This is a genomic window from Leifsonia sp. GW821-FHT13C05, from assembly GCF_058806515.1.
Genome location: NZ_JBXAPT010000001.1, coordinates 1,001,443 through 1,014,312, shown reverse-complemented (window position 1 = coordinate 1,014,312; position 12,870 = coordinate 1,001,443). Strand labels below are relative to the sequence as shown.

Genomic DNA, 12,870 nt, shown 5'->3' with positions numbered 1-12,870 from the left:
TCGCGCAATGGTGAGTCGCTACTGCGGATCGGCCCAGGGTTGCTTAGTCTCTAGAGGTCATGATCCGGTTCGAACACGTATCCAAGCAGTATTCGGGCACCTCGCGCCCGGCACTCAACGCCATCAACCTCGAAGTGCTGCGTGGGGAGTTCGTCTTCCTCGTCGGTGCATCCGGCTCGGGCAAGTCGAGCTGCCTGCGGCTCATCCTCAAAGAGGAGAAGCCCACCACGGGGAAGATCCATGTGCTCGGGCAGGACCTGGGCACGATCTCGTCGCGCAAGGTCCCGTACTTCCGCCGCAACATCGGCGTGGTGTTCCAGGACTTCCGCCTGCTGCCCAACAAGACGGTCTTCGAGAATGTCGCGTTCACGCTGCAGGTGATCGGCAAGTCGCGCGGCTTCATCCAGGAGGCCGTCCCCGACGTGCTGAAGATGGTCGGCCTCGACGGCAAGGCGCAGCGCCTCCCGCACGAGCTGTCCGGTGGTGAGCAGCAGCGCGTCGCCATCGCCCGCGCGGTGGTGAACAAGCCGCAGGTGCTCCTGGCCGACGAGCCGACGGGTAACCTCGACCCCGCAACCAGCGCCGGCATCATGGCCGTGCTCGACCGCATCAACGCGGGCGGCACCACGGTGCTGATGGCCACGCACGAGGCGGCGATCGTCGACCAGATGAAGCGTCGAGTGATCGAGCTCGTCAACGGGCAGATCATCCGCGACGAGCGTCACGGCGGCTACGGCGTCACCGCGGCGATCCCCACCATGCAGGCCGCGGAGCAGCTGCAGGATGCGCGTCCGGCGTCCGCGCCGGTGCAGCAGCCTGCGCAGCAGCAGCCCGCGTATGCGCCGCAGCAGGCGGCGTACGAGCCACAGCACGAGATGGCCAGGCCGCACGTACCCACGTCCGACCCCGCGGCGCCGGTCAGCGTTCCGGTACCGGTCCAGGCCGCACCGCAGCAGACGCAACCCGCCCCCGCCGAGCCGCAGCAGCCGGTGGCCGTCCCGCAGGCCGGTGTCGCGCATCCGGAGCCTGTGTCGGCGCAGTCGCAGCAGACGCCGTCTCAGCAGCAATACCCCGCGCCGGTGCAGTTCGCGACGGCCGCGACAACGCCGCCGCCACCGCCGTCTCCTCCGGCGAGCGATAACCTCCCCGACCACCTCAACTTCACCGCGAACCTCGACCTCCGGGGCCTGCGGGATGACAGCGACTCCAACGGCGAGCAGAATGTGGGGCCGACCAAATGAGATTCGGCCTGATCTGGTCCGAGGCAGCGAACGGGCTGCGCCGCAACGTGTCGATGGTCGTCTCGGTCATCCTCGTCACCTTCATCTCGCTGACGTTCGTCGGCACGGCAGTGCTGCTGCAGATGCAGATCAACCAGATGAAGACCTACTGGTACGACCGCGCCCAGGTGGCCGTGTACATGTGCACGGAGACCGACAACTGTGTCGGAGGGGCGGCGAACGAGCAGACCATCGCCGCCGTGAAGAAGCAGCTCGAGTCTCCTGAGCTGTCCCCGTACATCCAGAAGTTCTACTTCCAGGATCAGAAGCAGGGCTACGAGCAGTTCAAGCAGCAGTTCAAGGGCAACCAGATCGCCGACTTCGTCACGCCGGAGATGATCCCGCAGACGTTCTGGGTCAACCTGAAGGACCCGAGCAACTCGGCCGTGCTGACCGAGACGCTGTCCGGTGCCGCCGGTGTGCAGAGCGTCGTCGACCAGCGCAGTTACCTTGACCAGATCTTCTCGATCCTCCGCGCGGCCAGTTTCACCGCCATCGGCATCGCAGCGCTGATGCTCGTGGCTGCCGCACTGCTGATCGCCACGACCATCCGGTTGTCGGCGTTCTCGCGAAGACGGGAGCTCGGCATCATGCGGCTGGTGGGTGCGTCCAACCGGTTCATCCAGACGCCGTTCATCCTGGAGGGCGTGTTCGCTGCACTGATCGGTTCGATCCTGGCGGCGGGGGCGGTGTACGGGATCGTGCACTTCTTCGTGCGCGGGTTCCTGTCCGAACGCATCCAGTCGATCAACTTCGTCGGGGAGGGGGATGCGCTCGTCGTGGCGCCCCTGCTGCTCCTCGTGGGGGTGGTTCTGGCGGCGGCGTCGGCGAACTTCGCGATCAGTCGCTACCTGAAGGTCTAGTTCGCCATATACTGGATGGCTGCCTTGCGTACCGCGGGCGGCATCCGATCGAACGCGTCAGGAGTGAGCTGTGCCCAGGGAACGTGGCCAGAAGGTGGTGGCCACCAATCGCAAAGCCCGCCACGACTACACCATCGAAGACACCTATGAGGCCGGTCTGGTCTTGACGGGGACCGAGGTGAAGTCGTTGAGGGCCGGTCGCGCATCCCTCGTCGACGGATACGCGTTCGTCGACGGAGGCGAGGCGTGGCTCGACGCCGTGCACATCCCGGAGTACGCGGACGGCACCTGGAACAACCACGCCCCGCGCCGCAAGCGCAAGCTGCTGCTGCACAAGGCGCAGATCCTCAAGATCCACAACAAGGTGAAAGAGGGCGGGTACACGATCGTCCCGCTGCAGATCTACTTCAGCGACGGGCGCGCGAAGGTCGAGATCGCGGTGGCCAAGGGCAAGCGCGAGTACGACAAGCGCCAGGCGCTGCGCGAGCGGCAGGACAAGCGCGAGGCCGACAGGGCCATGTCGAGCAGGAAGCACCTGGGCGAGTAGCGGCACGCAGCGCCTCGGCGTAGCCGCGGCAGCGGAGTGCGGGCGGCGCGTCCGGGGCGCGTGGCAGACTGAACGCATGAGTTCGATCGCACCGCGCATCCCCGTGAACGGCACGTACAACTTCCGCGATGTCGGCGGCTACCGGGCCGACGGCGGAACGATCCGATCGGGCAAACTGTTCCGTTCGGATGGACTGCACTCGCTGGGCGAGACGGGCAAGGACGCGCTGCGCGAACTGGGCGTGCGGGTGATCATCGACCTGCGCGACGACTTCGAGTTGAAGACGCTGCCGGACGACCTCGACGGGCTGGACGTGGAGGTACTGCACCTCCCGGTGTTCGAGGGTTCCGGCGCCTCCCAGGCCACGATCGGTGCGACCCTGGCCGACCTCTACGCGAAGATCGTGCTGCAGCACACGGATGTGGTGATCACCGCCCTGCGCGAGATCGCGGACACCGGGGACGAGGGCGTGGTGGTGCACTGCACGGCGGGCAAAGACCGCACGGGCATCGTGATCGCGCTCGCCCTGCTCGCGGTCGGCGTCGACCGCCAGACGGTGGTCGACGACTACGCGCGCACGCAGGCGAACCTCGCCGGCCCCTGGCTCGAAGGCATGCTGAAGCTGGTGCAGAGCCACGGTGTCGAGGTGACGCCCGACCTGCGCGTGATCATGGGAGGCAGCCCGCCGGAAGCGCTCGAGTCGGCCCTCGACCTGATCGACCGCGAGCGGGGAGGCGTCCACGCCTACCTGAAGGACGCCGGGCTGGACGACCTGGAGCTGGCCAAGCTGCGCTCGGTGCTGGTCGAGGAGAGCTGACGCGGTGTCGCGGTGTCGCGGCGACGCGGCACGCGGCCTGGCCGCTTCGCGGCTCAGGACGCTGCGAAGCGCGCGTGCACCTGGACCGCGATGGTGATGTCCTCCGGCTTCAACGCCAGCGTCCCACCGCCGACGTCTGCGGACGCCGCCCTGGCGAACATCGGCTGCGACTGCTGCTGTGCGGAGGTGTGGTCGCCGAGCATCCCCGGGTCGCTGAGCGCGAGCGGCTTGACGGAGCCGAGCCCGAGGCTGGTGGCGTAGACGGTCGCCTTGGCGACAGCGTTCTCGACCGCCCGGCGTCGCGCCTCCTGCACCAGGGTCTGCTTGCGCGCCTCCGTCAGCGCCCAGGTCACACCGGACACGGTGACGCCGTCGAGCAGCGACACGACGCCGACCCAGTCGGACAGCGCGCCGAGGTCGCTGAACTTCGCCTCGATGCCGACCTGGGCGTGGTACACGATCGGCAGCTGCTTGCCGTTCTGGTTCCACGGCCGCTCTCCCCACACCCGCAACTGGTCGGACGACCACCAGGTGACGGGCCCGGACTGCGGATTGTGGATGTCCCGCAGCTCGCTGGTGAGGGAGAGATGGCGTTGCGTCGTGAGCGCGAGCACCTCATCCCGGCTCGGTCCGTCGTACGCGACGGTGAGGCGGACGGTGCCGCGCTCGGCAGGCTGATGCAGTTCGTATTCGCCCTGGACGGTGATGATCGTGTCGGCCATCCTCCGATCGTGGCATAGAACGAGGCCTCGGGATGTTGTAGGATGAGAAGCTCGCCGCAAGCGGTGAGAACAGTATCTGGACAACTCAACAGCGCGTGACAGCGACCCAGCCTCACCGGCTGCGCACGGGGATGATCGGTTTCGACATTGTCTGCGAGAGTGTGAGAAGCGGGTCGAGGATGCATGCTTATCTCGTAAACGATGCATGCAAAAAACAAGTGCCAATTCAAAGAGCACTGTCTCTGCCAAGGCAGACTTCGCCCTCGCGGCGTAAGTTCTTCCAAAGCAACTTATGAGACCGTCAAGCCGGGAATAGCTCTCTACCCGGATTCTGGCGTCATCTAGAGAGCTTGCCTCCATGTTGAGTATCAGGGCGTGGAGGGACGTGCACTGATGCTGGGCTCGTCGGTTTAGGTGCCAGTGGCAAATTCCGGAGCCGAGTAGAACGTCAACACTGGCTACACCCGTAGAAGGCATATGACCACAGCAGTGGACGGGGGTTCAATTCCCCCCATCTCCACCATTGGTCGCTGTCACGCGTTGTTCGAGTCCGGCGAAGTCCCTGGCACGGCCCCCTGCGAGTTAGGGTGAGGTCGTGAAGTCACGGACGCGGGACATGGTGTTGATCGACGGCGGCTCGTTCCTGATGGGATCGGACGAGTTCTATCCCGATGAACGGCCCGTCCATGAGCGCGATGTCCGTTCATTCTCGATCGACCGCTATGAAGTCACGAACGAGCAGTACGCGGAGTTCGTCGATTCGACCGGCTACGTGACCGTCGCAGAGCGCGAGCTCGACCCTGCGGCGTTCCCCGGAGCCGATCCCGCTTCCCTCGTCCCCGGCTCGATGGTGTTCACCCCGTCGGCCGGTCCGGTCGATCTGAACGACTGGCGCAACTGGTGGACGTGGACGCCGGGAGCCTTCTGGCGGCGGCCGTTCGGGCCGGGCTCGTCCATCGCCGACCGGATGCAGCATCCGGTCGTGCACGTCGCGTTCGAGGACGCCCTGGCGTATGCGGGGTGGGCAGGGCTGCGTCTCCCCACCGAGGCCGAGCACGAGTACGCGGCCCGGGGAGGCCTGGATGGGGCGCGTTTCGCCTGGGGCGAGGAGATCTATCCGGACGGCACCGCGCAGGCGAACTCCTGGCTCGGCCGCTTCCCGCACGACAACCAGGGTGTCGGCGGCACCGCGCCCGTCGGTTCGTACCCGGCCAACGGATACGGGCTCTACGACATGGTCGGCAACGTCTGGGAATGGACGTCCGACTACTACACGCCCCGGCACCTGCGTCTGTCCGATAAGCCGGTGGATGCCGGTAAGCGGCAGAACCTGCTCGCAACGGCGAGCGCCCAGCCGGAGTTCCCGGAGATCGCGCGGCGCGTGCTCAAGGGCGGATCGCATCTGTGCTCGCCGGACTATTGTCTTCGGTTCCGTCCCGCCGCGCGCTCACCCCAGGCGGAGGACACGGGCATGTCGCACATCGGGTTCCGCTGCGCACGCGACGCCTGAACCGTCTCGCGGCGCTCGAGGCTCACGCTGACGGAGCTGCCGGGAAGATCTCCGACCAGTCGTTCTTGACGCTGACGACGGTGTAGCCGCGGGCGTCCGCCTCGGCGAGCGCCCGCTCGGCGCCCTTGTCGTACGGGATGTCTCCGCGGCCGGTGTCGTCGTCGTGGTGGATGAGCAGTGCGAAGCCGGTGCCGGAGCGCCGGGTGAAGTCCAGCATCGGGATGTCGCCGTTGGCGTTGCCCCCTGCCAGCAACGGCCGCCGGCCGATGCGGTTCCAGATGCGCGCTGGTTTCTCGAGTCCGTCGTCGAAGAAGGCGAGGGATGCGCCATACCGCAGTTCTCCGGATTCCTCGTCGTACGTCAGTTCGTACGCCGACCCGACGACGCGTTCGGGGGGAACGCCGTAATAACCCTCCGACATGGGACGCATGAAGTCCCGTTCGCCCGCCGACACGATGTAGCAGACGAAGCCGTTGGCGCCGAGGTAGTGCAGCAGCTCGACCATCGGCTGGTAGACCGTCTGGGCGTACGGTCTGTCCAGGACAGGATGGTGCGCCGTGCGGTAGAACTCGGACACGGAACGGGCGTAGTCCTCGACGCTGCTCTGTTCCGTCACTTCGACGAGGGCGCCGATGAGCGCGTGGAGGTCGTCGTCCTCGCCGTCATAGTGCTTGTCGACGGCTGCTCCGATCCACGAGAGGTCGCCGCTGGCCACGGCGGTGTACGGCTGGTGCCGCGCGAGTGCGGGGTCGGCGCGGAGTCTGGTGCGCCATTGCTCCACGACGTAGTGCAGTTGCGTCGGCATCGGCTTCTCGATCCAGAGGGTGCCGTCGTTGTCGAAGACCGCGACACGCTGCTCGACAGGGACCGCCCCCGGTCCTGTCGCGACCGACTCGACGAAGGAGACGATCGCCGCCAGGGTCGGGGTGTCTCGCCAGGACGGTAGGTGCGGTTCAGCCATCGTGGGCCTCCTCGATCGCCGCGGCTCGGGATGGAGTCAGCGCAGGTGCTGCGATTGTCCACCACTTTCGCGGAGAGAACGAGTCTGTTGCGGAGCCTTTCCAGTTGCTAGGGTCCAGCCATATCGTTCCGTTATGCGAGGGGGCTCGGATGCCTGAGAAGCCGAACATCATCCTGTTCATGTCTGACGATGTCGGTTGGGGGGATCTGGGCTGCTACGGCGGCGGCGAGAACCGTGGCGCGCCGACGCCCAACCTCGATCGCCTCGCCGCTGAGGGCTTGCAGTTCTTGTCGTTCTACGGGCAGCCGAGCTGCACGCCGGGACGGGCTGCGGCGATCACCGGCCGACTCCCGATCCGCAGCGGCATGACCACTGTCGCTTTCCCCGGCCAGGGCGGCGGACTGCCGGCGGCAGAGTGGACGTTGGCCAGCGTGCTCAAGAAGGCGGACTACGACACCTGCCACATCGGCAAATGGCATCTCGGAGAGGCCGACTACGCCATGCCGACCGCTCACGGGTTCGATCAGATGTTCAACACGACCCTCTACCACCTGAACGCGTACACATACACCGACAAGGCGTACAACCCGGACTTCCCGTTCGACGATCCGGCCACCATGAAGATGTGGGGCAATGTGACCGGCGCTCTGGAAGGCGCGACGGGGGAGCAACCGCACGAGGTGGAGAAGGTCGACTCGTCGAACATCCCGTTCATCGACGAGAAGTCGACGGCTATCGCGCTGGACTACCTCGAGGAACACGCGGCCGGCGAGAACCCGTTCTTCCTGTACCTCAACACCGCCAAGCTGCACCAGCCGAACCTGCCGCATCCGGATTTCGAAGGTTCTTCGCTCGCGAAGTCGAAGTATCTCGACTCCCTCGTCGAACTCGATCACCGGGTCGGGCAGGTCGTCGACAAAGTCCGGGAGCTGGGCATCGCCGAGAACACTCTGATCATCTGGACGACGGACAACGGCGCGTGGCAGGACGTGTATCCCGACTGCGGCTACACGCCGTACCGAGGCACCAAGGGAACCGACTACGAGGGCGGCAGCCGTGTCCCCGCCATCGCGTGGTGGCCGGGGACCATCGAGGCCGGGCGGCGCAATTCCGAGATCGTCGGGTCGCTGGATCTGATGGCGACGTTCGCGAGCATTGCGGGCGTGGACCTTCCCACCGAGGATCGCGACGGCGAACCGACCATTTTCGACAGTTACGACCAGACCGCCCTCCTGAAAGGCGAGGGCCCGTCGACGCGCGATCACTGGTTCTACATGACCGAGACGGAGGCCATCCCGGGCGCCATCCGCCTCGGCAAGTGGAAAGCGATCTGGAACGTCCGCGACGGCTGGCGCGGCCCCGCGTCGTACACGGCGATCGTGCCGGAGCTGTTCGACCTGTGGCAGGACCCGCAGGAGCGGTACGACATCTTCATGAACAGTTTCGCCGAGAAGACCTGGCAGCTGCCGCAGATGGCCGACCGGTTGCTCGGAGTGCTTCCCACGTACACGAAGTACCCCAACCGGCCGATCCAGACCGCGGGCATCAGCTATGCGATCTTCGAGACCGACGACGCTCAGGTGCAGGAGCAGATCAAGAAGATGCTTCACGGGCTCTCGTCGTCGAACTGATCGCAGATCGGGCGGTGGGCGGCTTTTCCCGTCTCCGCCCGCCAGAATGGTGTGCGATGAGCGCATACTTCGAACGTCTCGACGACAGCCGTTTCCGTCCGCTGCACGACGCCGGTGGGGCGTGGAACGATGCGGAGATCCACTTCAGTCCGCTCGGCGGCCTGATCGCGCACGCGATGGATGTGCACCGGGCGGCGCACGGTGCGGCCGGCATGTCTCTCGCCCGGCTCAGCTTCGACATCCTGGGGTTTCTCGCCGCCGATGTGTGCGAGATCGCGGTGGAGACGCTGCGTCCGGGGCGGACGATCGAGCTGGTGCAGGCGACCGTCGTCATCGCGGGGAGGGCCGTCGTGCTGGCGCGCGGCTGGTACACGATCGACAGCGACACCCGCGAGGTCGCCGGTGGCCAGTCGGCGACGTTCTCCGTGCCGGAGGAGGGGCACGAGTGGGGGATCGCGGACACCTGGCCGGGCGGGTACGTCGCGTCGCTCGAGATGCGCGCCGAGGAGCCGCCGCGGCCCGGACGCGGGATGGCGTGGCTCCGCACCGATCGCGAGCTCGTGGCCGGGGAGGCCGTCAGCGCGCACGCCGCATTCATCGCCCTGGTCGACACCGCCAACGGGATCGCCGTTCGCCAGCAGCCCGGCGAGTGGATGTTCCCCAACCTCGACCTCACGATCCACCTGCACACGCAGCCCACCGGACGCTGGGTCGGGCTCGACACGACCGTCACGTTCGGGCCGACCGGGCAGGGGCTGACCAGTTCCGGACTCCACGACGAACGGGGACCGGTGGGGAGGGCGGAGCAGACGCTGACCGTCCGGCGGCCGCCGGCGCCCGGCTCCCGTTAAGGCCCGCGCCACCTCCCGGTCTCCCGGCCGCCGTACGCTCCTGGGGTGCCGCAGCAGAGTGAGAGCCCCCGCACCGTCGCGTCGCAGGACATCGCCGCCGACCTGCGGAGGCGCATCCAGTCGGGGGAGTTCGTGGCGGGGATGCGGTTGCCGAGCGAGGCGTCGCTGGCGGAGGAGTACCGGGTGACCAGGAGCCTCGTGCGCGGGGCGATGGCGAAGCTGGCGCGGCAGTCGCTGGTGCTTGCGCGGCCGAGGGACGGCTGGATGGTGCAGGCTCGGCACCACACCCAGGTGTTCGACAGGATGCTGTCGTTCGCCCAGTGGGCGGAGGCCGGCGGACGGGTCGCCGGCGGGCTGATCTCGGCGCGGGTGTGGCGTGGGGCGGATGCGCGGGAGGCGCAGCAGCTGGGGGTGCGGCCGGGGGAGCGCATCCTGTGCTTCACCAGGGTGCGGACGCTGGACGGGCTGGTGGTGATGGTGGAGCGGTCGGCGTGGGCGCCGTGGGTGGCGGCCGTGGTCGACGGGATGCCGGACGACGTGGCATCGACCACGGCGGCGCTGGCGCTGGAGGGGATCAGGGTGACGTCCGGCAGCCACCGGATCGAGGCGGTCGCCGCGTCCACTCAGGATGCGGCGCTGCTGCGGGTGCGGCGGTCCAGCCCGCTGCTGCAGGTGTCGCGCACGACGGCGACGAGGGATGGCCGGGTCGTGGAGCTCGGGGTCGACCGGTATCTGGCCGGAACGATCGCGTTCGACGTGAACGCGGGGGAGAGCACCCGCGCGGTGGTGTGACAGTCGCTCCGCGACGCCGTCCCGCGACGCCCAGTGTGAACACTCGGCGTGCGAATTCGGCCGTGCACGCGCATCCGGGGTCTTCGGTCGCCTGGCGTTCACCGGCGGTTTCCTTCGGTTTGGTCGGCTGTCCGCGGCCTTGAACGAATCAGACACCAGGAGAGCCATGTCCAGCGAGCCGGAAGACTTCATCCCTGACCCGTACGAGCGCGCGGAGACCGTTCCTCCGGAGGTGCTGCGGTCGGGGCTGTCCCGGCGCGGGATGCTCAAGGCTCTCGGGCTGCTCGGCGGCGCCGCGGTACTGGGCGGCACGACCGGTGCGGCGTGGGCAGGACAGGCCGGGCAGGCCGCCGGTGCTGGGCGGCGGGCACCCGCGTACGTGCTGCCCGACGGTTTCGCCGGGGACATCAGCGACCTGAAGCACGTCGTCGTGCTCGTGCAGGAGAACCGTGCGTTCGACCACTACTACGGCGCCCTACCCGGCGTGCGCGGGTTCGAGGACAAGCAGGCGGTGCGGTTCCAGAACGGCACCGACGTGTTCTCGCAGCCGAGCGGGGCGTCGTTCGTGAAGCCGAGCAGGGTCACCACCGTCGCCGGCACGACGACCGGGCTCGACCACTCGTACTCCGGCGGGCTCGGCGCGTGGGCGGGCGGCCGGTACAACAACTGGATCGGGGCCAAAGGGCCGTCCACGATGAACTACGTCACCGGCGAGGAGATCCCGTGGCAGTGGTCGCTCGCCAGCGCGTACACGATCTGCGACGCCTGGCACTGCTCCGTGATGGGCCCGACCACCCCGAACCGGCTCTACCACTGGACGGGCACCTCCAACGGCGTCACGGACAACGGAGGGGAGTCCAACGGCACCCGCACCTGGCAGACCTACCCGGAGGCGCTGCAGAAGGCGGGCGTCTCGTGGCGCATCTACGTCGACAACAGCAACAACGGCAGCAGCTGGGTCGGCGACTACACCGACAACCCGATCCGCGGGTTCGCGGCGTTCACCACCTCCGGCAGCACGGCGACCGACGCGGCCAACCGGGTGGATGCGGTCAAGAACGCCCCGGGGACCGGCCTCGTCTGGCGGGCGGGGTCGGCGCCGTACGCCCCGACCGGCGCCCCCAACAACGACAGCGACGCCAACCTGAACGCCGTGCTCAAGGACTTCATCGCCGCCTGCCAGCCCGGTGCGGCCCAGCCCCTCCCGCAGGTGTCGTGGGTGGTCGCCCCGTACGGCTGGACCGAGCACCCGTCGGCGAACCCGGAGCACGGCGCGCACTTCAGCAACCGGGTGATCCAGACGCTGCAGAGCAATCCAGAGCTGTGGAAGAGCACCCTGCTGATCATGACGTTCGACGAGAACGACGGATACTACGACCACGTCCTCCCACCGTTCGCCGAGCCGGGCACGCCCGGCGAGTACTCCGGCAGCACGCCCATCGGCTACGGCGCCCGCGTCCCGGCGATCCTGGTGTCGCCGTGGACCCGCGGCGGCTGGGTCAACAGCGAGACGTTCGACCACACCTCGATTCTCCAGTTCCTGGAGACCTGGACCACGGCGCTCGGCACCCCGGCGCTCAGCACCACCATCACGCAGTGGCGGCGCGGGATCAGCGGCGACCTGACGAGTGCGCTGGACTTCGCACATCCGGTGGTGGACATCCCGTCGCTGCCGGACACCGAGGCGCTGGTGCAGATCGCGCGCGCAGGAGGAACGATCAGCACGCAGGTGCCGCCGGCGGACAAGTGGGACGGCGGCGCGCTGCGCCCCCGCCCGCTGTCGTTCCACCCGCACGGCACGTTCGAGGAGGACAGGGAGACCGGCACCGTGACCGCGCGGCTGAGCCTCGTCGGAGGCGCGGCGGGGAAAGCGGTCAGCCTGCAGGCGTTCCCCGACAAGTACCTGCCGTTCAGCAACACGCCGCACACGGTGACGGCAGCGTCGCCCGCGGCGTACAGCTGGGACGCGGCGGCGCACGACGGTCGATACGCGTTCACCGTGTACGGACCGGACGGGTTCGTGCGATCGCACGCGGGCACCGTGCTGCCCGCCGGGCAGGACAACGCCGGCGTGCCCCGGGTGGATGTCGCACTGGTCGCCGGGAGCGAACCCACCCTGACCATCGCGCTGCACGACGACGGCCTGCAGCCGGTGCACTACACGCTCACCGCCAACGACTTCGCCGGAGGCACGCGCAGCGTGTGGGTGCACCCCGGCGCCACGGAGACGATCACCTGGCCGACCACGGACGGGTACTACGACGTGATCGTCACGGCGGCGACCGGCACCGGGTGGCAGCACCGGTATGCGGGGCGCGTGGCGCAGCTGACCGCGTGACCTGACCGCCGCACCGCACCGCACCTCGCCGCACCACCACCGCCGACCCCGCCCGACCCGACTCCGGAGAACCCCCATGACCGTGCAGAGCGTCATCAACCGCCTCGTCCCGCGCACCGTGGCGCACCGCATCCTGGCCTCCGTCGCGGCGCTGGCGGTGGCCGCAGCGGGCGCCGGGGTGATCGTCGGCGTGGCGAACGCGGCGGCCGCGAGCCCCGCCTTCGATCCGCAGGATGCGATCAGACCGGTCGCGTCGTACACGTTCGACGGCGACACGGGCTCCGTCGTCACCGACAGCTCCGGCAATGGGAACGACGCGAGCTGGAAGGGCACGCCGTCCTACGTCGGCGGGGTCTCGGGCAAAGCGGCGGTGGTCGGCGGTGGTTCCAACTACATCAAGCTCCCGAGGGTGGCAGGGAAGACGGATGCGTCGTCCAGCTTCTCCTACGAGTTCTGGATCTCCGAGCAGTCGCGCACCAGCTACGGCCCCATCATCAGCAACCAGGACTTCGACTCGTGCAACAACGCGGGCATCACCCTCTAGAACCAGGCGACGGC

General features: G+C 68.0%; 12 protein-coding genes and 1 other RNA gene. 11 read left to right on the top strand and 2 right to left on the bottom strand.

Annotated elements, in window-relative coordinates; genetic code table 11:
- Nucleotides 1–59: 59 nt before the first annotated feature.
- The 4 genes from ftsE to AC1ROC_RS04860 all read left to right on the top strand — a co-directional run bounded on the left by ftsE (nt 60) and on the right by AC1ROC_RS04860 (nt 3,507).
- Nucleotides 60–1,241 carry a cell division ATP-binding protein FtsE gene (ftsE, locus tag AC1ROC_RS04875; protein ID WP_492998451.1) on the top strand — a complete coding sequence of 394 codons (1,182 nt, stop codon included), beginning with the start codon at nt 60–62 and terminating at the stop codon, nt 1,239–1,241.
- Nucleotides 1,238–2,143, top strand: a complete 906-nt coding sequence (ftsX, locus tag AC1ROC_RS04870) for a permease-like cell division protein FtsX (RefSeq protein WP_085369479.1) — start codon at nt 1,238–1,240, stop codon at nt 2,141–2,143. Before ftsE ends, ftsX begins: the two co-directional genes overlap by 4 nt.
- 70 nt (nt 2,144–2,213) lie before the next feature.
- Nucleotides 2,214–2,690: an SsrA-binding protein SmpB gene (gene smpB, locus AC1ROC_RS04865; RefSeq protein WP_055892644.1), complete on the top strand. Its 477-nt coding sequence runs from the start codon at nt 2,214–2,216 to the stop codon at nt 2,688–2,690.
- 76 nt (nt 2,691–2,766) lie between these two features.
- A complete protein-coding gene (locus AC1ROC_RS04860; protein WP_492998447.1) occupies nt 2,767–3,507 on the top strand; it encodes a tyrosine-protein phosphatase in 741 nt (246 codons plus the stop codon).
- Nucleotides 3,508–3,560: 53 nt separating this feature from the next.
- Here AC1ROC_RS04860 and AC1ROC_RS04855 read toward each other — a convergent pair whose 3' ends face one another.
- A complete protein-coding gene (locus AC1ROC_RS04855; RefSeq protein WP_085369481.1) occupies nt 3,561–4,229 on the bottom strand; it encodes an SIMPL domain-containing protein in 669 nt (222 codons plus the stop codon).
- Between the two features lie 127 nt (nt 4,230–4,356).
- Between AC1ROC_RS04855 and ssrA the strand changes: the two genes are divergently transcribed.
- Both ssrA and AC1ROC_RS04845 read left to right on the top strand, forming a co-directional pair.
- Nucleotides 4,357–4,752: a transfer-messenger RNA gene (gene ssrA / locus AC1ROC_RS04850) on the top strand.
- Nucleotides 4,753–4,845: 93 nt separating this feature from the next.
- Nucleotides 4,846–5,739, top strand: a complete 894-nt coding sequence (locus AC1ROC_RS04845) for a formylglycine-generating enzyme family protein (protein WP_492998923.1) — start codon at nt 4,846–4,848, stop codon at nt 5,737–5,739.
- A gap of 22 nt (nt 5,740–5,761) precedes the next feature.
- On the opposite strand, the gene AC1ROC_RS04840 is transcribed toward AC1ROC_RS04845, so the two are convergent.
- Complete coding sequence (locus AC1ROC_RS04840) at nt 5,762–6,700, bottom strand: HAD family hydrolase (RefSeq protein ID WP_492998444.1); 939 nt, start codon at nt 6,698–6,700, stop codon at nt 5,762–5,764.
- A 149-nt stretch (nt 6,701–6,849) separates the two neighbouring features.
- Here AC1ROC_RS04840 and AC1ROC_RS04835 point away from each other — a divergent pair, with 149 nt between their 5' ends.
- The 5 genes from AC1ROC_RS04835 to AC1ROC_RS04815 all read left to right on the top strand — a co-directional run bounded on the left by AC1ROC_RS04835 (nt 6,850) and on the right by AC1ROC_RS04815 (nt 12,856).
- Nucleotides 6,850–8,331, top strand: a complete 1,482-nt coding sequence (locus AC1ROC_RS04835; protein WP_492998442.1) for an arylsulfatase — start codon at nt 6,850–6,852, stop codon at nt 8,329–8,331.
- A gap of 56 nt (nt 8,332–8,387) precedes the next feature.
- The gene (locus AC1ROC_RS04830) at nt 8,388–9,182 is read left to right on the top strand and encodes a thioesterase family protein (protein ID WP_492998440.1); all 795 of its coding nucleotides are present in this window, start codon (nt 8,388–8,390) and stop codon (nt 9,180–9,182) included.
- 45 nt (nt 9,183–9,227) lie between these two features.
- A complete protein-coding gene (locus tag AC1ROC_RS04825; protein ID WP_492998438.1) occupies nt 9,228–9,974 on the top strand; it encodes a GntR family transcriptional regulator in 747 nt (248 codons plus the stop codon).
- A gap of 166 nt (nt 9,975–10,140) precedes the next feature.
- Complete coding sequence (locus AC1ROC_RS04820; RefSeq protein ID WP_492998436.1) at nt 10,141–12,312, top strand: alkaline phosphatase family protein; 2,172 nt, start codon at nt 10,141–10,143, stop codon at nt 12,310–12,312.
- 76 nt (nt 12,313–12,388) lie between these two features.
- The gene (locus AC1ROC_RS04815) at nt 12,389–12,856 is read left to right on the top strand and encodes a hypothetical protein (RefSeq protein ID WP_492998434.1); all 468 of its coding nucleotides are present in this window, start codon (nt 12,389–12,391) and stop codon (nt 12,854–12,856) included.
- Nucleotides 12,857–12,870 lie beyond the last annotated feature (14 nt).